We start from the raw sequence: 24,127 nt of genomic DNA, 5'->3' as shown, positions 1-24,127 counted from the left end.
ACGTTTGGACCTGTACCTGCCCATCGCCGAAGTGTCGGTGAATGCGCCGCTTCTCGTGGCGCTGGGGGCGGCGGTCGGGTTCATCTCCGGCCTGTTCGGGATCGGCGGCGGCTTCCTGATGACGCCGGTGCTGGTCTTCCTCGGCATCCCGCCGGCCGTGGCCGTGGCCAGCGAGGCCAACCACGTCGCCGCCTCGTCGGTGTCCAGCGTCATCGCCTACAGCCGCAAGCGGGTGGTCGACTTCCGCATGGGCGCGGTCCTGGCCGGCGGCGGGGTGGTCGGCGCCTTCATCGGCGTCGAGGTCTTCCGCCTGCTGCGCCTGCTGGGCCAGGCCGACCTGGTCGTCTCGGTCAGCTACCTGCTGTTCCTGGGCGTGATCGGCGCGCTGATGTTGCGCGAGTCGCTGGAGACCATCATCCGCCGCCGCAAGGGCGAGGCCCCCAAGCCGCGTCGGGACAAGCGGCCGGTGCTGCTCTACGCCCTGCCGCTGAAGATGCGCTTCCCGCGGTCGCGGCTCTACATCAGCGTGATCCCGCCGATCCTGCTGGGGATCTTCGTCGGCATCCTGTCGGCGATCATGGGCGTGGGCGGCGGCTTCATCCTGGTGCCGGCGATGGTCTATCTGCTGCGCATGCCGGCCGGGGTGGTGGTCGGCACCAGCCTGTTCAACATCGTCATCACCACCACCCTGACCAGCATCCTGCAGGCCGGACGCAACCAGACGGTCGACATCGTCCTGGCCACGCTGCTGCTCATCGGCGGGGTGGTCGGGGCGCAGCTGGGCGCCAAGGCCTCCGCCCGGTTCCGCGCCGAGGAGCTGCGCGCGCTGTTGGCGCTGATCGTGCTGCTGGTCGGGCTGCAGATGGGCCTGGGCCTGTTCATCACGCCGGATGATCCCTTCGTTCTGATGTCGGGGGCCGACTGATGACCGTCGCGCCGCCCGAACCCCCCGCCGCCGTCGCCGCCGTCCTGACCGAGACCCAGGTCAAGGTCAGCTCCGGCTTTCGCGGCGCGCGCATCTCGGTCTACGGCGCGGTGTTCGATCCCGCCCAGCGGCCCAGCGACGTGGTCGTGGTCGTGCGCGGGCCCGAACAGCCGGTGCGGATCGCGCGCAAGGTCCGCGCGGCGGGTCTGTGGCTGAACAGCCGGCCGGTGGTGTTCCACGGCGCGCCGGGCTTCTATCGCGCCGCCTCGACCCGCCCGCTCACCGACATCGCCCGCTTCGGCGTGCTGCGCCGGCAGGGACTGGGCCTCGACCACCTGGCCATCGCCGCGCCCGCCGAGCGCCGGATCGAGACCCGCTACGGCATCAAGGACATGGTCGTCAGCAGCCTGGGCCCCGACTACCACGAGTGGCGCGGGGCGGTGATCCGGCTGAAGCAGCAGGCGGGCCTCTACAGCGCCGATCCCGGCGGCGTGCGCTTCGTCGACCAGGGCCTGTTCCAGGCCGAGTTCGACCTGCCGGCCGACGCTCCGACGGGAGAGTATCGCGCCGAGATCATCCTGTTCCAGGACGGCCAGCTGATCTCGGTCCGCGAGCGGCCGCTGGTCGTGGAGAAGGTCGGGCTGGAGCGGGCGCTGTATCTGTTCGCGCATCAGCGGCCTTGGCTCTATGGTCTGGCGTCGGCGTTCATCGCCCTGGCCGCCGGCTGGGCGGCCGCGCGGGCGTTTCGCAGGAGCTAGCGGGCATGAGGTCAGGAGCAGCACGGGCGCCGGCCTCGGCCTGGACGATCGGGGCGGTCAGCCTCGTCCCGTTCTATGCGGCGGCCGGACTGTACTGTTTCGGCCCCCAGCCGCATCGCGACGAGGCTCTGCTGGCGCTGATGGGCTGGTCGGCGGCCATGCTCAGCTATCTCGGCGGCGTGCGGGCCGGGGTGGAGATCGACTCCCACGTCCAGCCGCGCTGGTGGACGGTCATCCCCGCCATCCTGTCGCCGATCGCCGGCTTCGGGCTGCTGTTCGGGGCCTATCGCGGTCTGCTCGATCCGGTGCAGCAGGTGACTGGCTTCATGGTCGCCTTCCTGCTGGTCTGGCTGTGGGACCAGCGCAGCGACGACGGCCCGTCCTGGCGTCCCCGTTTCCGCACCTGGATCACCACCGGCGCCATCATCGCCCTGGCTTTCGCGCTGGAGCAGGCGCTGCGGATGTAGGGGCAAGGGCGTGGCGCTCGACTACACCTGCCCCTGCTGCGGCTATCTGACGTTCGACGACTTCCCCGGCAGCTATGCGGTCTGCGCCGTGTGCGGCTGGGAGGACGACGGAGTTCAGTTGCGATACCCCTATCTCGACGGCGGAGCGAACGCCGTTTCCTTGATCGAGGCTCAGGCGAATTTCGAGGCCATCGGCGTGCACGATCCGGCCTGTCTTCTCTACATGCAGACGCTCGACAAGGCGGAGCTGGCCAGATTTTCGCGAGACGAGCGGTGGCGGCGGGTGGACCCGACCCGGGACCGATGGGAGCGGCTGGAAGATGTTCTCCATGCCGAGAACGACAACTTGGCGGAGTGTCTGCGACTCGAGGAATTCCACTACTGGCTTCGCTAGCGGACACGCGGGTGACGACGTAGGGCCTGGTCTCCAGAAACCCCTTCTCAATCCCTCACCAGCGACCGCCAGCCGATCGCGTGCACCCGTCCGCTTCCCAGGGCCGCCGCCGTCGGGCGGGTCGCGAACAGAGGGCGGAACGCCTCGTCCTTCACATTGAGCCCGCCCGCGTAGGCGCCGAAGGCCGGCAGCACGACGCGCGAGCCGTCGGTGACGAAACAGCGTCGCCGCACCGCGCCGCCGCGGCCGGCGACCTTGGCCGCCGGGTGAAGGTGGCCGGCGCATTCGCCGGGCTGGGCGCCGGGCTGGGGCTCGTGGCGCAGGATCAGGGTCTCCAGCGTCATCTCGGCGGCGATCTCGCCGGGCAGGGCGCGGGGGCCGTCGGCGTCGTGGTTGCCGACGATCCAGAGCAGTGTCCGGCCGCTCGCCAGCGCCGCCAGCCGCCTCGCGTCGTCCGCCGCCAGCCGATCCTCGGCCGCGCCGTCGTGGAAGCTGTCGCCCAGGAACACCAGAAGGTCGGGCTTCACCGCCGCCGTTTCGCGTTCGAGGCGCGCGAGGGTTTCGCGGGTGTCGTAGGGCGGCAGCAGCTGGCCGCGCGTCGCATAGGCCGAACCCTTCTCGAAATGCAGGTCGGCGACCAGCAGGGCGTTCGAGGCCCGGACGTGCAGGGCTCCGGACGCGCGCAGGACGACCTCCGTTCCGTTCACGGCCAGGGTCACGCCGCCGCAGGGAGAGGCGGCGAAGGCCCGCCGCTCGGCATGCACGGCTACGGCACTCAAGACATCGCCTCCGCGATCAAATCCTCGGCCGCTTCGGCCAGCATCATGTCCGCGGCGCCGCCCGGGGCGCGCTCGCGGCCGATCTCCATGAACATGGGCACGGCGAAGGGCGATAGATGCGGCAGCGTCGCATGCCGAATCTTCCCCTTGATCCGGCTCAGCAGCCGGCCGACCCGGGCCACGTCGATCAGGTTGGTGGCCGCGTCCTCGCGGGCGCAGCGCAGCATCAGGTGGTCCGGCTGGTGGCGGCGCAGCACGTCGTAGATCAGGTCGGTCGAGAAGGTCACCTGCCGCCCCGACTTCTCCGCGCCCGGCATCCGCCGCTCGATCAGGCCGCTGATCAGGGCGCAGGCCTTGAACGACCGCTTCATCATGAAGCTCTCGTCCATCCAGGCCTCCAGGTCGTCGCCCAGCATGTCCTCGGCGAACAGCGCGTCCAGGTCGAGGCCGTCCATCGGCTTCAGCGCCCAGATGGCCATCGCGTAGTCGTTGCAGACGAAGCCGAGCGGGCCGATGTCCAGTCGGTCCAGCCGCCGGGTCAGCAGCATGGCCAGGGTGGTGTGGGCGTGCCGGCCGTCGAACGGATAGACCACCATGAAGTGCCGCTTCCCGTGCGGGAAGGTCTCCAGCAGCATCTCGTCGGGGGCGGGGATCACCGAGCGGTCGCGCTGCGCCTCCAGCCATTCGCGGACGTCGGCGGGCAGCACGGTCCAGGCGCTCTCGTCCGACATCATCCGCCGCACCTTGCCGGCCAGGAAGGTCGAGATGGCGAACTTGCTGCCGCCCCAGCTGGGCATCTTGGCGTTGGCGTTCGGCGCCGCCTGGACCAGGACGTCGACCCCGGTCACCGCAACCAGCCGCCAGACCTGGCCGGCGAAGATGAAGGTGTCGCCTGGGTCGAGCATCTCCAGGTAGCCCTCCTCGACCTCGCCGATCTTGCGCCCGGCCTGGCCACGGCGGCTGGCGATGCGGACGTTGAGGGTGGCGGGCGAGACGATGGCCCCGACGTTCATCCGGTGCCGCCGCACGGTGTCGGCGTTGCGGGCGCGCCAGAGGCCATCCGGCCCCTGCACGATCCGCCGGAAGCGGTCGTAGGTCTTCAGCGCATAGCCGCCGGTCGAGACGAAGTCGACGACGGCCTCGTAGTCCTCCCAGGCCAGGTCGCGGTAGGGGCCGGCGCTGCGGATCTCGTCATAGAGGGCGACCAGGTCGAACGGTTCGCTGCAGGCGCAGCCCATGACGTGCTGAGCCAGGACGTCCAACGCGCCGGCGCGGCGCTGTTCCGTGTCCAGGCTGTTCTCGGCGATGGCCTCGATGGCGGCCTGGCACTCGAGCATCTCGAAGCGGTTGGCCGGCACGAACAGCGCCTGCGACGGCTCGTCCAGCCGATGGTTGGCCCGGCCGATGCGCTGGACCATCCGCGCGGCCCCCTTCGGCGCGGCCAGCTGGATGACCAGGTCGACGTCGCCCCAGTCGATGCCCAGGTCCAGGGTCGAGGTGCAGACCACCGCCTTGAGCTGGCCGCGGGCCATGGCCGCCTCGACCTTGCGCCGCTGCTCGGCCGCCAGACTGCCGTGGTGCAGGGCGATGGGCAGGCCGTCCTCGTTCAGCTCCCAGAGTCTCTGGAACGCGAACTCCGCCTGGAAGCGGGTGTTGACGAAGATCAGCGTCGTCCGCTGACGCTTGATGATCTCGTAGACCTCTTCCATCGCGTGCTCGGCGGTATGTCCCGCCCAGGGCACGCGGCCCTCCGAGACCAGGGTGTTCACCACCGGCGCGGGACCGGGCGGGCCGCGGACAAGGTCGACCTCCGCCCCCGGACTCATCCATTCGCGGATCAGGTTCGGGTCGTCCACCGTCGCCGACAGCCCGATCCGTCGCAGGTTCGGCGCGAACCGCTGCAGCCTCGCCAGGTCCAGGGCCAGCAGGTCGCCGCGCTTGGTCGGCCACAGGGTGTGGACCTCGTCGAGGATCACGCAGCGCAGGTCCTCGAACAGGCCCCGCGCGCCCTCCCAGGCGCAGAGCAGGGCCAACTGTTCGGGCGTGGTCAGCAGCATGTCCGGCGGCCGGACCTTCTGGCGCTGCTTGCGGGCGGCGCCGGTGTCGCCGGTGCGGCTTTCGACGACGATGTCCAGGCCCATCTCCACGACCGGCGTCAGCAGGTTGCGCTCGACGTCGACGGCCAGGGCCTTCAAGGGCGAGATGTAGAGGGTGTGGATGCCGCGCGGGCCGTTGGCCGGCGGCCGCTCGCTGAGTTCAACCAGGCTGGGCAGGAAGCCGGCCAAGGTCTTGCCGCCGCCGGTTGGGGCGATCAGCAGCGCATGCCGCCCTTCGCGCGCCTTGGCCACCATCTCCAGCTGGTGCGTCCGCGCCGCCCAGCCGCGCGCGGCGAACCAGTCGGCGAACCGCTTCGGCAACAGGGAGGGGAGGGCGGCGCCGTCCATGCCAACCGCTATAGCATGTTCCCGTTCTGTTTCGAGGGGGTGGTGATCAGCCGGCCAGCATCCCGACCACCAGGCTGATGCCCACGGCCAGGATGGCGGTGTTGTAGACATAGGCCGCCGCGGCGTGTGCGGTGACCAGGTTGCGCAGCCGGGTGCTGCCGATGGTGTTGTCCGACACCTGGAAGGTCGCGCCGACCGAGAAGGCCAGATAGGCGAAGTCGAGGTAGCTGTGCGGGGCCTGGCCCGGGAAGCCGATGCCGTGGTCGGGGTTGGCCTTGATCTCGACGAAGTGGCGATGGGCGTAGTGGGCGACGAACACCGTCTGCAGCACCAGCCAGCCCAGCACCAGGGTGGCGACCACGAAGGCGCTGGTCAGGCTTCGGCCGCCGCCGTCGTGTCCCCGCGCGGCGTACAGGGCGGTGAAGACGCCGCCCAGGCTGAAGGCGAGGGCGGCGATCACCACGATCATCACAACGGCGGACCGGATGTCCTGCTGCGCGGCGCGGGCGCGGATGTGATCCTCGTCGGCGCGCAGGAACAGGCTCCACATGCCGACCAGATAGGCCAGGGCGCCGGCGTCCCAGCCGACCAGCCAGGCGTGCGTCCGCAGGGCCGGGACGGCCAGCGCCACGATCCCGACCAGGACGCCCGCCGCCACGGCCCAGGCCAGGCGCAGCCCGACATGGGAGGGAACGACCGGCTTTCGGGAAGGGCTCGTCATGGAGGAAGGACGCCACCGGGAGGGGGCGGCGTCAATCGGGTGCGGCGCCGGAAACCGGTGTTGTTCTCGTTCCGTTTCGCGGCGAAGCGCGCTAGGACTCGGCCGTGAACGAAGTGTCCGCCACGCTTGAGTTGCCGTCCGCCCTGGTCGTTCTGCCCGGAGGCCGATCGGCCGTGGCCGACGCGGCCGGCGCGCGCGAACTGCGACCGCCCTATGCGCGGGAGATCCTCGAGGAGGCCCCGGTGCTGGTCGCCCACGCGGCGATGACCGCCCGGCGACTGGGGCTGAACGCGCCGGGCCGGTCGCGGAGGGTGTTCGACGCCCTGGAGCTGTGGGCCTTCGCACGGCCGGCGCGGTTCGCCGCCCCGTCGGCGGCCGGACTGGCCATGGCGCTGTCGCTGCCGGAGCCGAGGGGCGCGGTCGCCCAAGCCCAGGCCCTGCGCGCCGCCTGCGCTCAGTTGCTGGCCGAGCTGGCCGCCGACCCCTGGCCCTCTCGGGAAGAGGCGCTGGTCCTGGCCGAGACGCTGGAGCGCGGCGGCTGGGCCTGGGGCGCGCATGTCATCGGCGCCCTGCGGTCCGGCGGGCCGCTGCGCCACACGCCGCGGGGGTCGGGCCTTGAGATCTGGAGCCGTATCGCCGAGTGGGAAGATCAGGCCCCGCCGGGGGATGCGGGCAGCAGGCCGATCGCGTCGGAGGCCGCCGAGCAGCGACTGGTCGAGCTGCTCCAGAAGGCGGGGCTGGACGAGGCCCGACCCTCGCAGAAAGTGTTCGCCGCCGAGGCCGCCTGGGCTTTCCAGCCGCGCGACCGAGAGGGCGAGCCGCGGATGATGCTGGCCGAGGCGGGCACCGGCATCGGCAAGACCATGGGCTATCTCGCGCCGGCCTCGCTGTGGGCGGAGGCCAACGGTCCGTCGGTCTGGGTCTCGACCTACACCCGCGCCCTGCAGCGCCAGATCGAGCGCGAGAGCGCCGCCCTCTATCCCGATCCGGCGGTCCGCGCGCGCAAGGCCGTCGTGCGAAAGGGCCGCGAGAACTATCTGTGCCTGTTGAACTATCAGGAGCAGGCCAATGCGGCGCAACTGGGCAACGGCGACCTGATCGGCATGGGCCTGGCGGCCCGCTGGGCCCGGGCCACGCGCGACGGCGACATGACCGGCGGCGACTTCCCGGCCTGGCTGCCGACCTTGTTCGCCATCCCGCCGGCCGCTCAGGCCAGCGCCGCCAACCTGGTCGACCGGCGCGGCGAATGCGTGCACGCTGGCTGCGTCCACTACCGCGCCTGCTTCATCGAGAAGGCGGTGCGCGGGTCCAAGCGGGCCGACATCGTCATCGCCAACCACGCCCTGGTCATGACCCAGGCGGCCTTCGACGGAGCCCGCACGGCCCGGGGGCTGAAGGGCGACAACGAGACCACCACCCTGCGCCGGATCGTCTTCGACGAGGGGCACCACCTGTTCGACGCCGCCGACAGCGCCTTCTCGGCCGCCCTGTCCGGCGCCGAGGCGGCGGAGCTGCGCCGCTGGATTCGCGGACCGGAGGGTCGGGGCCGGCGCGGCCGCGGGCTGGAGCAGCGCCTGCTCGAGATCGTCGGCGACCGCGAGGACGCGCGCCATGCGCTGCAGGACGCCATCCACGCCGCCGCCGCCCTGCCGGGCGAGGGCTGGTCGGGCCGCATCGCGCCGCCGGACGGGCAGGTCAATCCGATCGGCCCGATCGAGGCCTTCCTGGTCGCGGTGCTGGAGCAGTTGCGGGCCCGCGCGACGCCCGGCGACCAGGGCATGGAGGCCGCCGCCCGGCCGGCCACGGACCTGGTCCGCGACACCGCGGCTCTGGCCGCCGCGGCGTTGGCCCGCATCGAGGCGCCGCTGCTGACCCTGGCGCGCCATCTCGAGGACATCCTCGACGACGAGACCGACGAACTCCAGCCGGCCGACCGCGCCAGGATCGAAGGCGCGCTGCGCGGCCTCGACCGGCGCGCTCGCATGACCCTGCCGAGTTGGCGGTCGATGCTGAAGGCGATCGAGGAAGACGCCGAGGACGATCCGGACTTCGTCGACTGGTTCGACGCCACCTTCCTCTACGGCCGGGTCGTGGACGCCGCCTGCCGTCGGCACTGGGTCGACCCGACCGAGCCGCTGACCGCCGCCGTGATCGCGCCGGCGCACGGGGTTCTGGTGACCAGCGCCACCCTGGCGGACAGCACGCTGGAGGACCCTTTCGCTCTGGCGGAGATGCGCACCGGCGCAGCCCGCCTGCCGGACCGGCCCCAGACGCTGCGCCTGAGCTCGCCGTTCGACTATGCCGCCAACAGCCGCGCCTTCGTGGTCACCGACGTCGGCAAGGACGACCCGCGCCAGGTCGCCGCCGCCATGCGCGAGCTGTTCCTGGCGGCGGGGGGCGGCGGGCTGGGCCTGTTCACCGCCATCCGCCGCCTGCGCGCGGTGCACGAGCGGATCGCCGGACCTCTGGCCGACAAGGGGCTGGCCCTCTACGCCCAGCATGTCGACCCGCTCGAGGTCGGCGCGCTGGTCGACATCTTCCGGGCCGAGGAGGACGCCTGCCTGCTCGGCACCGACGCGGTGCGGGACGGGGTGGACGTGCCGGGACGGTCGCTGCGGCTCCTGGTCTTCGACCGCATGCCCTGGCCGCGCCCTGACATCCTGCACAAGGCCCGCCGTCAGCGGTTCGGCGGCAAGAGTTACGACGACTCCATCGCCCGCGCCCGACTGGCCCAGGCCTTCGGCCGCCTCATCCGCCGGGCCGACGACAAGGGCGTCTTCGTGATGCTCGACGCCGCCGCCCCGACCCGTCTGTTCAGCGGCCTGCCGCCGGGCGTGGAGCTGCAGCGCGTCGGCTTGGTCGAGGCGATCGAGGCGACCGCGGAGTTCCTGGGGACGAGCTAGGCCTTCGTCGACCGGTGCGGGGTGACGATTGCCGATCCCTAAACAATACCATAAGGTATGGTATTGTTTAGGCGGAGAGGCGGTTATGAACGGTTGGTTTCTGGCGGCGACGGCGATCGCGGCGCTGACCTGTGTGATCCACGCGACGCTGGGCGGGCGCGAGACCGCCCGGCCTCTGCTGGCCAGCGATCTGGGGAAGGTGGCCAAGTACACCAACTACTATTGCTGGCACCTGGTCACGATCGTCCTGGCCGGACTGGCCCTGGCCTTCGGCTTGGTCGCGACCGGCGAGGGCAGCCGGGACCTGGGCCTGTTCGCTGTGCTGTGCGCGGCGTTGTTCGCGGCCTGGAGCCTGATCATGATCGCCCGGTTCCGGCTCAAGCCGGGGCATTTCCCGCAGTGGGCGCTGTTCCTGCCGATCGCCGTCTGCGGCGGCCTGGGTCTGTGGATGTGACCGGGACCGTTCGCCGCTTCACGACCGCCGACTGGCTCGGCCTCGGCCTGGCGGCGCTGGCCGAGGCCGGCCCGCCGGCGCTCACCATCGAGGCGCTTTGCCAGCGGGCGGGGAAGACCAAGGGCTCCTTCTACGCCCATTTCGCGGGCAGCGAGGCCTATCTGGCGGCCCTGGCCGAGCACTGGCGCGAGCGTCATACGCGGCGACTGGTCGAGGCGGCGCGGGCGGAGGATCGGGCCGACGCCCAGCTGTCGGCGCTGGATCAGTTGGCCCTGCGCCTGGACGAACGGGTGGAGCAGGGCATGCGCCGGCTGGCGGCCGTGGACGAGACGGTGAGGCGGGTCTGCGCAGAGGTCGACCGGGAGCGGATCGCCTATCTGGCCGAGCTGCACCAGGTGTCCGGCCGGTTCGACGCGGCCGACGCCCAGGCGCTGGCGCGGCTGGAGTACGCGGCCTTCGTTGGCTTCCAGCAGATCGACACCGGCGCCGGCGAGGCCGGCGCGGCGGCCAGCTACGCCCTGTTCCTGAAGCTGACCGGCCGGGCCTGACAAAAAAAGCGGCGACGGGAGGGACTCCGTCGCCGCGAGGGACGTTGGGGTTGAGGGACCCCGTCGGGACTAGGAGGTGGTCTAGAAGCCCTTCGTGACGTTCACGCCGATGATCCGCGGATCCAGGGTGAAGACGTTGGTGGTCAGGCCGGCGTCGTCGCTGTTGGTGAAGGCGTCGGTGATCGGGGTCTTGTCGAAGGCGTTCTTCACATAGACCTGGAACATCAGGTCGGCGTCCGGCTTGCGCAGGGTCAGGGCGAGGTTGACGTTGTCCCAGGCCTTCAGCCGGTCGTACTCGGTGTTGTAGACCCGGGCGAAGCTCTCGGACTGGCGGTAGTAGTCGCCGCGCAGGGTCAGGTTCCAGTCGTCCAGGAAGAAGGTGTACTGGGCGCCGAGGTTGAAGGTCAGCTCCGGCGCGTTGGGCAGTTCGTTACCTTCCAGGTCCTGCGCGAAGCCGCGACCGCCGTTCGGAGCCTCGGTCAGCGGGTCGTAGGTGAAACCGAAGAACAGGTTCATCGGGAAACCGTCGACGGAGGGGTTGAAGGTCCCCGTGTCCTTCGAGCCGCCACAGAGCGCCGCCAGGGCGTTGATGCCCAACCCGTCCAGGAACGGCGAGCTCATGATGGCGTCCACGTGCTTCTTCGGCGCGATGCAGTTGGAGGGCACCTGGATCCAGGGCCGCAGCAGGACCCAGTCGGGGTTGCCCTGGGTGCGGTTCATGACGTCGATGGACTTGGCGCCCTTGCCGATCCGTGTGTTCAGGTAACCAAGGCTGCCGTCGATGCGCAGCGCCGGCGTGGGCCGCCAGGCCGCCTCGAACTCCAGGCCCCAGGTCCGGGCGTCGAAGTTCTCGTTCAGCGAGATGCGGTCGACGATCTGCGAGACCTGATAGTCCTTGTAGTCGTAGTAGAAGGCGGTGGCGTTCAGCGTCAGCTTGCCGCCGTCGAGGATGTTCTTGGTCCCGATCTCGATCGCATTGACGTACTCGGGATCAAAGGTCGCGGGCAGCGGCTGGAACTGCACCACGCGCGGGTTCAGGCCAGGACGCGGCGGATTGGAGCCGCCGCCCTTGTAGCCGCGCGAGAGCGAGGCGTAGACAAGGGTGTCGTCGGTGAACGACAGGTCGGGCTTCCAATCGACGACCAGACGACCGGTCGGTTCCGACCAGCGCTGCTTGATGGGCGGGTCGGCGGGATAGCCTGCGTTGACGAAACCGCCGCTGGTGCCGATATCCGGCGCGCCGCCGAGGAGCAGTTGGCTGGGGATCGGCGTCGCGGTCTTGACGTCCCGGGTGAACCGCAGGCCGGCCGTGATCTTCACCGTGTCGGAGACGTTCCAGTAGGCCTCGCCGAACAGGGCCCAGGACTTCGTCTCGACGATGTTCCGGCTGAGGAAGTAGTTGTGGCCCAGCTCGTCGAGGGATCCGATCGGATTTGGGTCGACATAGACGCAGTCCCGGCTGGTCGTTCCCGGCGGGCAGGGCTGATGATCCGTTTCAGGCCTGTTGTACAGATTGTAGGCGATGAAGCTGAAGGCGTTGTTGAAGACGAAGTAGTCGTCTTGCGACTCGAAGTGCAGGTAGTTGGCGCCGACGCTGAAGTTGAACGGGCCGTCGAAGGAGGATTGCAGGCGGAATTCCTGCGACCATTGCTCGTTCCTCGATCGGTTCAAGTCCGCGGACAGGAGACCTCTCGACGCGCCCAGCTGCGGGTCGACGAAGACGCCGCCCGGCGAGCCATGCTGCTGACCCATCGGCTGGCCAGTGAAGGCTGAGACCAGCCCGTTCGAGTCGTTGAAGATCGGCGCAGAGACGAACCGGAAGAAGTCCTGGGACGAGTAGTAGTCGTCCTTGGCGTAGGCCGTCTGCGAGATCAGCGTCAGGCCGTCCGTGATCTCCCATTCCAGATTGAGCTGATAGAGGTCGTTCTTGGCCCGGAATACCGGATCGTAGTTGGTGGCGATCTCGCGCAGATTACGCGACTGCCGGACGTTCGCGAACGGATCGCCGAGCTTGAAACCGTACTGCTGTTCGAAGGTCCCGGGACGCACGCCCATGGTCACCGCCATGCCGCCGGCGATGATGTAGGACAGGCCGCTGGCGTTGGGCGCGCCGTAGGCGTCGTCGCTGTAGAGCGAGCCCGGCTTGCACCCCTGGCTGAAGCGACCTTGCAGCAGCGTCGGCAGGGCGACGCCGTTGTAGGTCTCCCGGCTCGGATCGCGCGTGCAGAGCTGTTTGCCGGTGCGCGAGCGGTCGTCGTCTTCCTCGAAATGCTGCCAGATGAAGTTGGCCTTGAAACTGTCGGTCGGCTCCCACTCGGCGATGGCCCGGACCGACCACAGGTCGCGGCCGTTGACGTTCTTCTGGGTGACGGTGTTGTAGTCGAAGCCGTCCCGCTGGGTCATGGCGCCCGCCACCCGCACCGCTAAGGTGTCGCCGACGGGCACGTTGACGAAGCCGCCCATGCGGCGGGTGTCGAAGTTGCCGATCTCGCCGCGGAACTCGCCCTCGAAGACGCTGGTCGGCATGGTCGGCAGCATGTTCACGACGCCGCCGGTGGCGTTGCGGCCGTACAACGTGCCCTGCGGGCCGCGCAGGACCTCCACCCGCTGGACGTCGAAGAACTCGGACTCGAACAGCCGGTTCCGGATCAGCGGGGTGTTGTTGAAGCTGACCGCCACCGCCGGGTCGGTCGAGGCGGAGATGGCCTTGGTCCCGATCCCGCGGATCGAGAAGTTGTACATGCTGAAGTTGGCCTTGGAGAAGGTGACGTTCGGCACCGCCCGCAGCAGTTCCGAGCCGCCTTCGATCTTCCGTTCGTCCAGCGACTCCCCGGAGAAGGCCGAGACGGCGATCGGCACGTCCTGGATCGACTCCTCCTTCTTCTGCGCCGTGACGATCAGCTCCTCAACGACCGCCGTTGGTGTCGCGCCGGGGTCGGCGCTTGCGGACTGGGGGCCGGCGGCCTCGACCAGCATCAGGCCGCCGCTGGGGCTGCGCACCGCCTTCAGCCCGGCGCCCTCCAGCATCCGGTCCAGGGCCTCGGTCGGGGTCATGGCGCCGCTCACCGGCCGCGCGGTCTTGCCCTGCGTCAGGCCGCCGGGGGCGATGACGTCGACGTCGGCCTGTTTCGAGAACTGCAGCAGCGCTTCCGACAGCGGCTGGGCCGGGATCTGGAACGTCCGGGCCGCCTCCTGGGCCTGGACTCCGCCGGCCGCGAACAGGGCCAGGGCGATGGCCGGCGCCGCGGCGCGGGCGAGCAGCGTCGCTCGCCGACGCGAGTGGTCGGTGGTCTTCATGGTGCCTCCCCGAGTGATCACGCGCGGCTGACCCGCGTCGCGTGGGCCTGTTCAGCGGCCCTCACAAGGTGAGACGACGGGGGTATGCGGATCGACACCAAATTTTTTCACGGACGCTCAAGCCGTCCATCCCGGCGAAGGCCGGGACTCAGATCCGGCCTCGGGATCGAGGGCGTTTCCGCCAAGCCTCGGCCCTACGACCTGGACCCCGACCTTCGTCGGGGCGAACGGGGAAGGGGGCTGAGGTCGTCGCATCGCGGCTAGCGTTCGGAGGTCAGCACCACGGTTCCGTCGGCCTGCCGGTCGGCTCGGACCGGCAGGGCCTGGTCGAGATTGGCGATCAGGTCGCCGACGGCGTCGGAACGGAACGACAGCGTCACCCGCAGGTCGCCGACCCGGTCGTCGGCCAGGCGGATCGGGCGGTCGCTGTAGCGGTTGGCGTCGGCGACGATGTCGCGCAGCGGCGCGTTGTCGTAGAGCAGCCGGCCGCGCCGCCAGGAGCCGGCCTCGACGGAGGCGGGCAGGGCGGCGCCCGGCGTCTCGCCGCGCTCCACCCGGACCCGTTCGCCGCCGGTCAGCACCCGCTCGGGCGCCTTCGCCGGCGTCAGCATCGTGGGCAGCAGGGTCTTGCGGCGCACCTCCACCCGGCCGTCCAGGACCGAGACCTGGGTGCCGTCGGGCGTGCGGCGGACGTCGAACCTGGTGCCCAGGACCCGGACCACGGCGTCGTCGGTGACCACGGTGAACGGCCGCGCGGGGTCGTGGGCGACCTCGAAGAAGGCCTCGCCGTCGTTCAGCACCACCTTGCGGGCGCGGGGTTCAAGCTTGACGTCGACGGAGGACTTGGCGCCGACGAAGATCCGGCTGCCGTCCTTCAGGTCGACCGTCTGGAGCTGCGCCGTCCGGGTCTCGAAATGGTCGCCGCCCGGCGTCAGGCGGTCGAGGTTGGCGCCGACCGCCACGGCCGCGACCAGGCCGGCGGCGATGGCCGTCGGGACGGCGAACCGCGGCAGGGCGGGGCGACGGGCGGCCTCGGACGTGCGCCAGGCGCCCTCGCGGGCCTGGGCGGTGCGGCCCAGGGCGCTCCAGACCAGCTCGGCCTCGCGATAGGCCTCGTCGTGGCGCGGATCGGCGGCGCGCCAGGCGGCGCTGGCGGCCGGGAAGTCGGGGTCCTGGCGGCGCAGGATCCAGGCGCGGGCCTCGGCCTCGATGCGCGCGTCGTCGGTCGGGGAGAAGGGAGCGGCCATCACCGCCCCCTCGTCATGGCGTCGGCGCAGGCGGCGAAGGCCTGTTCGACGAGCTTCCGCGCGCCGGACGGGGACAGGCCCAGCCGACGGCCGATCTCGGCGAACGAAAGCTCGTCGACGCGGTGCATCAGGAGCGCGGTTCTCTGTTTGGGCTTGAGTCGGGCGATGGCCGCCTCGAGCCGGGCGATGTCTTCCTTCGGAAGTAAGACGTCTTCAGGGCTGACATCGACACTGCCTTGGACCCTCACCGCCTCGTCGGCCATCCGCCGACGCTCCCGCGCCAGGCGGCGATGGGCGTCGACGATGACATTATGCGCCATCCGGAACAGGAAGGCGCGGGGGTTGGCGATCGGCGTCTCCGCCGACATCGCCGCGAAGCGGGCGAAGGTGATCTGGACCACGTCCTCGGGCTCCGGCGGGCCCGCGCCGACCATCCGCCGGACATAGGCGCTCAGCTCGCGGCGATGATCGCCGTAGAGCTTGGCGAGCGCCTGATGCTCGTCCGCCGAGGTCTCGATGGCGCGCAGGTTGCGAATGGCGGCTCCCCCCGGGGCGGCTGCGTCTCGCCCTAAGGACGGACGCAACTGACGCCGATGTCAATGAGGCGCGCGCGTTCGTCAGAGCCCCGGCGCGTCGTCCGGCGCGGCGTCGCCGGCCTTCACGGCGATCGGGCGCACGTCCTGGACCAGCTTCAACAGGAACCGGCCGGGCTGTTCGATGTGGCTCATGTGGGCGGAGTGCTCGAACCAGACGGCTTTCTTCGCTGGGGCCTTCACCCGCTCCAGCCACTCGGCGGGAATCTGCGAGGGGGTCTGGTAGTCGCGGCGGCCCAGGAACATGAACACCGGGCAGTCGAGCTTGGTCACCGGGCGGTAGTCGAGCTTCTCCAGTTCGGGCAGCAGCCGGACCAGGTTCACGCCGTTGTCGGCGCCGGCCTTGAGGTCGGCGTCGGTGTAGTCCGGCGAGATCCGGCGGGCGTTGATCTCGTAGGCGAAATCGCTGCGCCCGGCGGTCAGGCCGCCGTAATGGATGACCCAGTTCCGCTGGGTGACGATGTCGTTGAAGGTCAGCGAGCCGTCCGGCTTGGGGTAGGGGGCGATGGCCTCCAGTTCGCGGACGGCCGTCTCGTGCCCATCGGCTTTGGCCTCGCGCAGGGCGAAGTCGTAGCCGATCCGCTCGGCCGCCTGCATGTGGATCATCTGGCCCGAGCCGATGTAGGCGTGCAGCCACTCCGGCCGGCGAACGGCCAGGTTCATGCCGATCACCGTGCCCCAGGAGTGGCCGAGCACGAAGATCTTCCGCTTGCCGTAGTGCCGGCGCAGGTGGGCGACCAGTTCCTCGCCGTCGGCGGTCATCCGCTCGACCGTCACGGTCGGCACGACGGCGGCCTGGTCGTTGCTGGCGGCCGACTTGCCGGCGGCGCGCTGGTCCCACTGGACGACGGTGAAATAGTCCTCCCAGGCGCTCTGGTAGAGCCAGCTGCCGGGCATCTCGGTGGAGCCGGGACCGCCGTGGATGAACAGCAGGATCGGGTTGCGCCGGTCACGCCCGCGGACCGAGATCCATTGGGTGACGCCGCCCAGCACGATCGGCCGCAGCTCTTCGATCCCGTCCTTGCGGACGATCTTGCGAGCGTCGCGGATGACGCCGCGGGCCAGGTCGCGCGGGGAGGGCGGCGGGGGCGTCTGGGACGCTTGGGGCGTGGGCGGCGGCTCCGCCGCGGCCGAGGTGGAAGCCAGTCCCAGCGCCGCCGGAGCGGCGGCTAGGGACGCGGTCAGGAATCGCCGTTTGCTGATCATTTTCGGAAGCTGGGGCGGCGCGGGCGTCCTGACAACCGCCTCCGAACGGACCTGTCTTCGTCTTAATCCTGCAACGTCGCGGCGCTATCGTCGGAGATGTGAAGACGGGGGCCGAAGTCAGTCACGGAGTAAGCCTCATGATCCTGCCCTCGCCGCGCCCCGACCTTCCGACCGACGACGCCGCCGCGCCGTCCGAGGCGATCTGCGCCCGGGCGGAGGTGCAGCGCATCCGTTGGCTGACCGGACTCAGCCAGACCGCCTTCGCCCAGGTGTTCGCCATTGATCCGGACGCCCTGCGCGACGTCGAGGCCGGCCGGGTGCGTCCGGATCCCAGCCTGCGCGCCCACATCCGCAACATCGTCCACGACCCGCGGGCGCTGAGCTCGGCGACGCGCTGAGGCGCCTACTCCCGGAACCAGGCCATCTGGACGCCCGTGGCCAGCAGGCGGCCGTCCGGGGTCCACAGGCTGATGTCCTGGTCCTGGAAGTTGTCGTGGAAGATCTTGCTGTCGGCCACGCCCAGCACCGGGGCGGCGCCGATCTCCTCCAGCGCCGCCTGGCCGGCATGGAAGTAGGTGGTCAGAGTCACCGTGCCCATCGGGCCCGGCCGGCCGCGCACCTGGATGATGCGGACGATGAAGGCGTCGGCGATGGCCGCCAGGGCGACGAAGTCCAGCGGCCGCGCCGGCTGGTCCTGCAGCCAGATCACCGAGCGCGGGCTGCGCGGCGTCTCCGGCGCGGGCTCCTCGAACCGCGGCGGACCCTCGACGTAACGGAAGTCGAAACGCTCCAGCCAGGGCAGGCGGCCGGCGGTGTCGGCCGGCGGGACCTCTTCCGGCGGCGGAACGGCGGGCGCCACGCCGGGGCGGTGGGTCCAGGTCTCGCGACGGACGGCGCAGACCACCGAGCCGGTAGTCACGATCCGGCCTTCCTGGCGCAGCTCGACGTTCCAGTGCTGGACGGTCTTGCCGGCGCGGGTCTCGGTCCAGGCCACCTCGAACTCCCCATCGGCGACGGCCGCGCAGAAGTTGACGGTCAAGGCGATCGGGTCACCGATCCGGCCGGGGTCGTCCATCACCGCGCGCAGTAGAACCGCCGCCGTCACCCCGCCGAACGGACCGGCCATGTTCCGGTAGAGCGGGTTGGTCCGGCCCAGCGCACGGCGCTCGCCGATGGGCGTCAGGGCGGTGGCTTCGTCGAGCGGATGCAGTGCGGCGGTCATGGACTCTCCCGGAAGGGTTCGGAGGATCACAGCCCGCCGACGACGCCTATCCCACTACCCGGGACGTAGTGGGAGGCAAGGGAAAGTTTCTAAAAAGGATGCTCCTGATTCAGGAGGCCGCTGTCTCCCCGGCCGTCGCCTAAGCGTCGGCGTTCGGTCCCTGTGGTCGGTCCGTCGGACCGACCACTCGCCTTGCGGCGACCGGGACCTTACCCCTTCACGCAGACGATCTGCTTCAGCGTGTGGACCACCTCCACCAGGTTGGACTGGGCGGCCATGACGGCGTCGATGTCCTTGTAGGCCATCGGCGTCTCGTCGATGACGCCCGCGTCCTTTCGGCACTCCACCCCGGCCGTGGCCGCGATGTGGTCGTCCAGCGTGAACCGCCGCTTGGCCTCGGCCCGGCTCATGGTCCGGCCCGCGCCGTGCGAGCAGCTGCAGAAGCTGTCGGCGTTTCCCTTGCCGCGGACGATGAACGACCGGGCGCCCATCGAGCCTGGGATGATCCCCAGCTCGCCGTCGCCGGCCCGCACCGCGCCCTTCCGGGTCAGGTACACGTCCTTGCCGAAGTGACGCTCGCGCGTGACGTAGTTGTGGTGGCAGTTCACCGCTTCCTGCGTCGCGACGAGGTCCGGGAACCAGATGCGCAGGGCGTCCAGAACCTGGTCCATCATCACCTCACGGTTGGCCCGCGCGTACTTCTGGGCCCAGCTCACCGCCCGGATGTAGTCGACGAAGCCGTCGCTGCCTTCCGGGAAGTAGGCCAGATCCTGGTCCGGCAGGTTGATGAACCACCGCCGCATGTCGTGCTTGGCCCGTTCGATGAAGTAGGTCCCGAACTTGTTGCCCACGCCCCGCGAACCGGAGTGCAGCATCACCCAGACGTCCCCGGCCTCGTCGAGGCACAGCTCGACGAAGTGGTTGCCGGTGCCCAGCGTGCCCAGGTGGCCGAAGCCGCGCGGATGCGCCGCCTTGGGGTGCTTGTCGACGACGGCCTTGTAGCCGGCCTCCAGCTCGGCCCACTTCGCAGCGGCGACGGCCGGCGGCTCCGACTGCCAGGCGCCCTTGTCGTTGCGTCCGCCGTTGTCGGTCCGGCCGTGCGGCACGGCGGCCTCGATCGCGGTCCGGATCCCGGCCAGCGAGTCCGGCAGGTGCTCGGCCCGGATCGAGGTGCGCACCGCCATCATGCCGCAGCCGATGTCCACGCCGACGGCCGCCGGAATGATGGCGCCGACGGTGGGGATCACCGAGCCGACGGTCGCGCCCATGCCCCAGTGCACGTCGGGCATCACCGCCACGTGCTGGTGGATGAAGGGCAGGCCGGCGACGTTGCGCAGCTGCTTCATCGCCGCGTCTTCGATCGGGACGCCTCGGGTCCAGGCCTTGATCGGCGCGCCGGGGCTTTCGATGACTTCGAACCCGCTCATGGGGTTCTCCTTTCGACTTTCTCGTTTTCTCTCTGCCGCCCCTCCTGGCGTCACGGTCGGAAAGTCGTCGTCCTGAAACGAAGAACCCCTCCGGCCGGGCCAGGAGGGGTTCGTTCGTACTGATCTCGATGTCCGAGGACCCGTGACCCGCTACCCCTCCGTCGCGCGCGCGCGATCGCCGCCGTTCATCTTGACGGTTGCGAGCTTGCACAGGCGTTCGGTTGGCCGTTGGGCGAACACGGATGGTCTCCTTGTCGAGGGGCGGGCCGATATCACGGGTCTTCGATCCGGCGCAACCCCGGTTCGATGACGGCGGTATGGTTGTTGCAAGATTGTCGCCGACGAAGGATAGGCACGGTCGAGTAGCAGGAGTGTCCGATGCGGGCATGCGCCGTCGCGGCCATTATCGTTCTTTCGGCCGGGATCCCGGCCGGCGCCGGCGCGTCGCTGCCGGCCGAGGCGGCCAAGCCGCTGAAGGCCGGGCTGCCCTGGATTTCGGTAACCCTCGATCCGGACGGCGAATCGATCCGCATCCACGGGGCGATCGACATTCCCGCGCCGGCGGAGCGCATCTGGGACCGGATGACCGATTGTCGCTATGCGTCCAGGCTGGTCGCCAACGTCACCCGTTGCCGGGTGCTGCAGCAGGGGCAGGGCTGGGACATCCGTGAGCATGTCACTTCGGGCAACCTGCTGCTGCCGACGCTGCGCAACGTCTTCCGCTCGGACTATGACCCTTATCGCAGGATCCGCTTCCGTCGGGTCGACGGTGATCTGAAGGCGATGGAGGGGGAGTGGGGGTTCGCCGCCCTCAACGAGGGTCGCTGGACCCGGGTGACCTATCAGAACCGGCTGGCGGCCCGCATCCTGGCCCCGCCCATCGTCGTCCGCGCCGGCCTGCGCAAGGACACGCCCAAGGTGCTGACCAACCTCAAGGCCGTGGCGACCGGCGAGGATTGATCGGCTTAGGGCGCTGATCGGGTTAAGCGCTTCCTCCCTCGTCACCCTCGGACCTGTTCCGAGGAGCCATGAACACAGGCGGCGGGCGTGCGCGGAAGGATGTCCGCCTCACCACGCATGGGTCCTCGCGACGAGCGCGAGGATGACGACGGTCGGGGCGTTGCGTCCTTCGAGACGCCGGGCTTCAAGCGAGCGTCTCGAACCACGCAGGAGACTTCCGCGTGGCCTCTAACGCGGCGCGATGGGCCGCCAGCCGTGGAGCGGGCGCAGGCTGTCCCGCTCGCATCGCCAGAAGCACCCCTGGAAGGGCTGGTCCTCGGCGCGGTCGATCGGCCGGCCGGCGAGATGGCACAGCAAAAGGGTCCCCACCCCGCCGTGGGCGACGACGGCGATCGGGCCGGGCGGCGAGGCGGCCAGCACCTCGGCGAAGGCGGCGGCGACGCGCGCCTGGGCGTCGATGGCCCGCTCCCAGCCGCGAACGCTCTCCTCGGGGCGGGCGAAGAAGGCGTCGGCCACGGCCTCGAACTCCGACGGCGGCAGGAAGCCGGTGGCGCTGCGGTCGTTCTCGCCCAGGCCGACGTGGGTCCGGACCGTCAGGCTGCGGCCGTCCGCAAGGATCGCGCCGGCCTCGCGGGCCTTGGTCTCCTCGCTGGACCAGATCGCGGTCAATCCCGCCGCTTCCGGCGAGGCGGCGAAGATCGCCATGCGTCGCCGGCCGACGTCGGACAGGCCCCAGTCCGGCACCGGCGTTGCGGGGTCGATGACGACCTCCGGGTGGGTGACGAACAGGACCATGTCCGCCATGGAGCCCCTCAGTGCTTCCCGCGGTCGCGGCCGAAGTTCGGTTCGGCGCTTTCCTGGCCCAGGGCGATGACGCCGCGGCGGATCGCGCGGGTGCGGGTGAACAGGTCGTGCAGCTTGTCGGCCTCGCCCCAGCGGATCTGGCGGCTGAGCGCCTGCAGGTCCTCGGTGAAGCGGCCCAGCACCTCCAGCACCGCCTCCTTGTTGGCCACGAAGATGTCGCGCCACATGGTCGGGTCGCTGGCGGCGATGCGGGTGAAGTCGCGGAAGCCGCCGGCGCTGTACTTCATCACCTCGCCCTCGGTGACGCCCTCCAGGTCCGAGGCCGTGCCGACGATGTTGTAGGCGATCAGGTGGGGCAGGTGGCTGGTGATGGCCAGCACCAGGTCGTGGTGCTTGACGTCCATGACCTCGACCTGGGCCCCGCAGCCGCGCCAGAACGAAGCCAGTTTGGCCACCGCCTCGGCGTAGGCGGGGTCCTCGCGGCCGTCGTCCGGGGTCAGGATCACCCAGCGGCCGTCGAACAGCTCGGCGAAGCCGGCGTCCGGGCCCGAGTTCTCGGTGCCGGCGATCGGATGGCCGGGGATGACGAAGACGTTGTCCGGCGCGCTGGCGGCCAGGGCCTCGGCGACGCTGCCCTTCACCGAGCCGACATCGGTGATCGTCGCGCCGGGAGCCAGGGCGGCGGCGGCGGCGGCCATGGCCTCGCCCATGGCCAACACCGGCACGGCGAAGACCACCAGATCGGCCCCGGCCACGCCCTCGGCGATGTCGCCGGTGACGCGGTCGGCCAGGCCGAGAGCCTCGATCCGCTCGCGATGCTTCTCGGAGGCGTCGACGGCGATGATCTCGCCGACCACGCCCCTTTCTCGCGCGATACGGGCCACGGACGAGCCGATCAGGCCGAACCCGACCACGGCCATCCGTTCGTAGATCCTGCCCGTGGTCATCGGCCCATGAACTCGGCCAGCAGGTCGACGACGGCGCGGTTGTGCTCCTCCAGGCCGATGGTGATCCGGACGTGGTCGGGAAGGCCGTAGTTGGCCACCCCGCGGACCAGATAGCCCCGCGAGGTCAGGAAGGCCTCGGCCTCGACGGCGGTCTTGCCGGGCGTGGAGGGGAACTTCACCAGCACGAAGTTGGCCGCCGAGGGGACGACGTCCAGACCGAGGCCGCTGAGCTGCTGGGTCAGCCAGGGACGCCAGATCTCGACCAGTTCGACCGAGCGGCGCTGGAAGTCGTCGTCGCCCAGGGCAGCCACGGCGGCCAGCTGGGCCGGGATGTTGACGTTGAAGGGCAGGCGGATGCGGTCGACCGCGGCGGTCATCTCGGCCGGCAGGTAGGCCCAGCCCACGCGCAGCGACGCCAGGCCGTGGATCTTGGAGAAGGTGCGGGTGACCACGACGTTGTGCTCGTGGCGGGCCAGTTCGAAGTCGTCGGCGTGGTCGCGGTCGCTCTGGAATTCAGCGTAGGCGCCGTCCAGCACCAGCACCACCGACGGCGGCAAGGCCTCGTGCAGGCGGCGGATCTCGCTGAACGGGATCCAGGTGCCGGTCGGGTTGGCCGGGTTGGCGACGAACACCAGCCGGGTGCGCTCGTCGACCAGCTCCAGGATGGCGTCGACATCGACGTGCAGGTCCTTCTCCGGCGCGTTGCGCACCTCGCCGCCGCAGGCGCGGGCGCCGATGGCCCAGGCCGCGAAGCCATGCGCGGGCTGGACGATGTTGTCGCCCGGCTCCAGGAAGGTCTGGTTCAGCAGCTGGAACACCTCGTCCGAGCCGCAGCCGAACAGCAGGCGGTCCGGCTCCAGGCCGTACTTCTCGGCGATGGCGCCGCGCAGGATCGAGGCGCGGGGATCCGGATAGAGGGCCATCTTGGCCGCGCCCTCGGCGAAGGCCTCGACGGCCTTGGGCGAGGCGCCCAGGATGTTTTCGTTCGCGGACAGCTTGATCGGGTTCTCGATTCCGTCGGCCTTGGCCTTGCCGGGCTTGTAGGGCTCGATCTCGAGGATGCCGGGCTTGGGGACGGGGCGTTCGGCGGCGAAGCGATCAACGGGCATGACGGTCATGGGAGGAGGTCCTAAGGGAACCGGCCTCTTACACGGTCATGGTCGAGGCCTAAAGGTCGAAGGGTTCTGGAGCTGCGCCGATGACGCCATGCAGCCGCCCCGGCGCGCGGGCCAGCCTGGCGTCGTGGTGCTGATAATAGCCGGCGAGGGCGTACAGGGTCAGGCCGCCGTGCTGCGCCAGCGGGCCGCCGGCGACGCCGTCGCGGCTCAGCGCTTCGATGGTCTTGCCGATGTCGGGGGCGTCGGTGACCCAGAGGGTCTGGTCGGCTCCGGTGGGCTCGACCGCGACCTGGGCGACGGCGACGGCGGCGGTCGGGCCCCAGGCGGAGAGGCAGGGCAGGGTGGCGAAGACGCGCAGCGTCGGCTCGGCCAGGAGACGGCCCCACCACGACGAATCGGGCGTCAGGGCCAGGATGGCGACTCCGCCGGGGGTCTTGGCCGCGGCCAGGGCGTCCTCGGGCTTGGCCGCCACCTTCAGCGCCGGCGCGGCGCCGAAGCGCAGGCGGGCCAGCTCGACCGCTCGGCTTTCCAGCTTGCCGCCCCAGACCGTCAGGTGGAACGGCCCCTGCTGGGACAGGCTGTCGGCCATGATCTCGCGCCAGACCCGAACGACCAGGGCGTTCGAGGCGGCCGGGTCCTTGTTGGCCAGCAGCTTGCGGACGATCTGGGCCTCTCGGCCGGGACGCAGGCCGAACTTGCCGCCATCGCCGGCCTCGCGTTTGGCGGCGACCACGGCCTTGGCCAGGGCGGCGCGCTCGCCGAGCAGGCGCAGAAGGTCGGCGTCCACGGCGTCGATGCGCGCGCGGACGGCGTCCAGGCTCTGCGGTGCGGCGGGCGTGTCGCGGCCCATTTTCTTCCCCGGAAGTGAGAGGGCGGACCTATGGCATTGCGAGCGGCGGGGCAATACCCGTTG

General features: G+C 70.4%; 22 protein-coding genes. 9 read left to right on the top strand and 13 right to left on the bottom strand.

Going from position 1 to position 24,127, the window contains the following annotated elements:
• Positions 1–4 precede the first annotated feature (4 nt).
• Genes CSW64_RS15075 through CSW64_RS15060 form a run of 4 tightly spaced genes read left to right on the top strand, consistent with a single transcriptional unit; the run spans position 5 to position 2,544 of the window.
• On the top strand, positions 5–925 hold the full coding sequence (locus CSW64_RS15075) for a sulfite exporter TauE/SafE family protein (RefSeq protein ID WP_099622872.1): 921 nt from the start codon (positions 5–7) through the stop codon (positions 923–925).
• Positions 925–1,683 (top strand): TIGR02186 family protein, encoded by a 759-nt coding sequence (locus CSW64_RS15070; RefSeq protein ID WP_099622871.1) that lies wholly within the window; start codon positions 925–927, stop codon positions 1,681–1,683. Before CSW64_RS15075 ends, CSW64_RS15070 begins: the two co-directional genes overlap by 1 nt.
• A gap of 5 nt (positions 1,684–1,688) precedes the next feature.
• A complete protein-coding gene (locus CSW64_RS15065; RefSeq protein ID WP_099622870.1) occupies positions 1,689–2,150 on the top strand; it encodes a DUF3429 domain-containing protein in 462 nt (153 codons plus the stop codon).
• A gap of 10 nt (positions 2,151–2,160) precedes the next feature.
• On the top strand, positions 2,161–2,544 hold the full coding sequence (locus tag CSW64_RS15060; protein WP_099622869.1) for a CPCC family cysteine-rich protein: 384 nt from the start codon (positions 2,161–2,163) through the stop codon (positions 2,542–2,544).
• Positions 2,545–2,591: 47 nt separating this feature from the next.
• On the opposite strand, the gene pdeM is transcribed toward CSW64_RS15060, so the two are convergent.
• Genes pdeM through CSW64_RS15045 form a run of 3 tightly spaced genes read right to left on the bottom strand, consistent with a single transcriptional unit; the run spans position 2,592 to position 6,488 of the window.
• A complete protein-coding gene (gene pdeM / locus CSW64_RS15055) occupies positions 2,592–3,323 on the bottom strand; it encodes a ligase-associated DNA damage response endonuclease PdeM (RefSeq protein WP_245863723.1) in 732 nt (243 codons plus the stop codon).
• On the bottom strand, positions 3,320–5,767 hold the full coding sequence (locus CSW64_RS15050) for a ligase-associated DNA damage response DEXH box helicase (RefSeq protein WP_099622867.1): 2,448 nt from the start codon (positions 5,765–5,767) through the stop codon (positions 3,320–3,322). The genes pdeM and CSW64_RS15050 overlap by 4 nt, the downstream gene beginning before the upstream one ends.
• Positions 5,768–5,813: 46 nt before the next feature.
• On the bottom strand, positions 5,814–6,488 hold the full coding sequence (locus tag CSW64_RS15045) for a DUF1345 domain-containing protein (RefSeq protein WP_099622866.1): 675 nt from the start codon (positions 6,486–6,488) through the stop codon (positions 5,814–5,816).
• A gap of 113 nt (positions 6,489–6,601) precedes the next feature.
• On the opposite strand from CSW64_RS15045, the gene CSW64_RS15040 reads away from it, so the two are divergent.
• The 3 genes from CSW64_RS15040 (at position 6,602) to CSW64_RS22075 (ending at position 10,393) form a co-directional block, all read left to right on the top strand.
• Positions 6,602–9,391 carry an ATP-dependent DNA helicase gene (locus CSW64_RS15040; protein ID WP_425430380.1) on the top strand — a complete coding sequence of 930 codons (2,790 nt, stop codon included), beginning with the start codon at positions 6,602–6,604 and terminating at the stop codon, positions 9,389–9,391.
• A gap of 85 nt (positions 9,392–9,476) precedes the next feature.
• Complete coding sequence (locus tag CSW64_RS22080) at positions 9,477–9,845, top strand: hypothetical protein (protein ID WP_172448587.1); 369 nt, start codon at positions 9,477–9,479, stop codon at positions 9,843–9,845.
• Positions 9,842–10,393, top strand: a complete 552-nt coding sequence (locus CSW64_RS22075) for a TetR/AcrR family transcriptional regulator (RefSeq protein WP_172448586.1) — start codon at positions 9,842–9,844, stop codon at positions 10,391–10,393. Before CSW64_RS22080 ends, CSW64_RS22075 begins: the two co-directional genes overlap by 4 nt.
• 81 nt (positions 10,394–10,474) lie before the next feature.
• Here the strand turns inward: CSW64_RS22075 and CSW64_RS15030 are convergent, their stop codons facing one another.
• From CSW64_RS15030 to CSW64_RS15015, 4 genes are all read right to left on the bottom strand, one after another.
• Positions 10,475–13,690: a TonB-dependent receptor gene (locus tag CSW64_RS15030; protein WP_099622863.1), complete on the bottom strand. Its 3,216-nt coding sequence runs from the start codon at positions 13,688–13,690 to the stop codon at positions 10,475–10,477.
• 260 nt (positions 13,691–13,950) lie between these two features.
• Positions 13,951–14,937: a FecR family protein gene (locus CSW64_RS15025; RefSeq protein ID WP_099622862.1), complete on the bottom strand. Its 987-nt coding sequence runs from the start codon at positions 14,935–14,937 to the stop codon at positions 13,951–13,953.
• On the bottom strand, positions 14,937–15,521 hold the full coding sequence (locus CSW64_RS15020; protein WP_099622861.1) for an RNA polymerase sigma factor: 585 nt from the start codon (positions 15,519–15,521) through the stop codon (positions 14,937–14,939). The genes CSW64_RS15025 and CSW64_RS15020 overlap by 1 nt, the downstream gene beginning before the upstream one ends.
• A gap of 33 nt (positions 15,522–15,554) precedes the next feature.
• Positions 15,555–16,736, bottom strand: coding sequence for an alpha/beta fold hydrolase (locus CSW64_RS15015; protein ID WP_099622860.1), 1,182 nt, complete (start codon positions 16,734–16,736; stop codon positions 15,555–15,557).
• A 137-nt stretch (positions 16,737–16,873) separates the two neighbouring features.
• Between CSW64_RS15015 and CSW64_RS15010 the strand changes: the two genes are divergently transcribed.
• A complete protein-coding gene (locus tag CSW64_RS15010) occupies positions 16,874–17,134 on the top strand; it encodes a helix-turn-helix domain-containing protein (protein WP_099622859.1) in 261 nt (86 codons plus the stop codon).
• Positions 17,135–17,139: 5 nt separating this feature from the next.
• Here CSW64_RS15010 and CSW64_RS15005 read toward each other — a convergent pair whose 3' ends face one another.
• Both CSW64_RS15005 and CSW64_RS15000 read right to left on the bottom strand, forming a co-directional pair.
• Positions 17,140–17,958, bottom strand: coding sequence for an acyl-CoA thioesterase (locus CSW64_RS15005; protein WP_099622858.1), 819 nt, complete (start codon positions 17,956–17,958; stop codon positions 17,140–17,142).
• A 209-nt stretch (positions 17,959–18,167) separates the two neighbouring features.
• Positions 18,168–19,385: an RtcB family protein gene (locus tag CSW64_RS15000; RefSeq protein WP_099622857.1), complete on the bottom strand. Its 1,218-nt coding sequence runs from the start codon at positions 19,383–19,385 to the stop codon at positions 18,168–18,170.
• Between the two features lie 378 nt (positions 19,386–19,763).
• Here CSW64_RS15000 and CSW64_RS14995 point away from each other — a divergent pair, with 378 nt between their 5' ends.
• Positions 19,764–20,345, top strand: a complete 582-nt coding sequence (locus CSW64_RS14995; RefSeq protein ID WP_099622856.1) for an SRPBCC family protein — start codon at positions 19,764–19,766, stop codon at positions 20,343–20,345.
• Positions 20,346–20,573: 228 nt separating this feature from the next.
• Here the strand turns inward: CSW64_RS14995 and CSW64_RS14990 are convergent, their stop codons facing one another.
• The 4 genes from CSW64_RS14990 to CSW64_RS14975 are packed head-to-tail and all read right to left on the bottom strand — an operon-like array spanning position 20,574 to position 24,064.
• Complete coding sequence (locus CSW64_RS14990) at positions 20,574–21,149, bottom strand: histidine phosphatase family protein (RefSeq protein ID WP_099622855.1); 576 nt, start codon at positions 21,147–21,149, stop codon at positions 20,574–20,576.
• A gap of 8 nt (positions 21,150–21,157) precedes the next feature.
• Positions 21,158–22,096 (bottom strand): prephenate/arogenate dehydrogenase family protein, encoded by a 939-nt coding sequence (locus CSW64_RS14985; protein WP_099622854.1) that lies wholly within the window; start codon positions 22,094–22,096, stop codon positions 21,158–21,160.
• Positions 22,093–23,214 (bottom strand): histidinol-phosphate transaminase, encoded by a 1,122-nt coding sequence (hisC, locus tag CSW64_RS14980; protein ID WP_245863722.1) that lies wholly within the window; start codon positions 23,212–23,214, stop codon positions 22,093–22,095. The genes CSW64_RS14985 and hisC overlap by 4 nt, the downstream gene beginning before the upstream one ends.
• A 49-nt stretch (positions 23,215–23,263) precedes the next feature.
• Positions 23,264–24,064, bottom strand: coding sequence for a chorismate mutase (locus CSW64_RS14975; RefSeq protein ID WP_099622853.1), 801 nt, complete (start codon positions 24,062–24,064; stop codon positions 23,264–23,266).
• Positions 24,065–24,127: the final 63 nt, after the last annotated feature.

The organism is Caulobacter mirabilis (assembly GCF_002749615.1).
GTDB lineage: Bacteria > Pseudomonadota > Alphaproteobacteria > Caulobacterales > Caulobacteraceae > Caulobacter > Caulobacter mirabilis.
The sequence above is the reverse complement of the archived record's forward strand: the minus strand, read 5'-3'. Positions and strand labels throughout refer to the sequence as shown.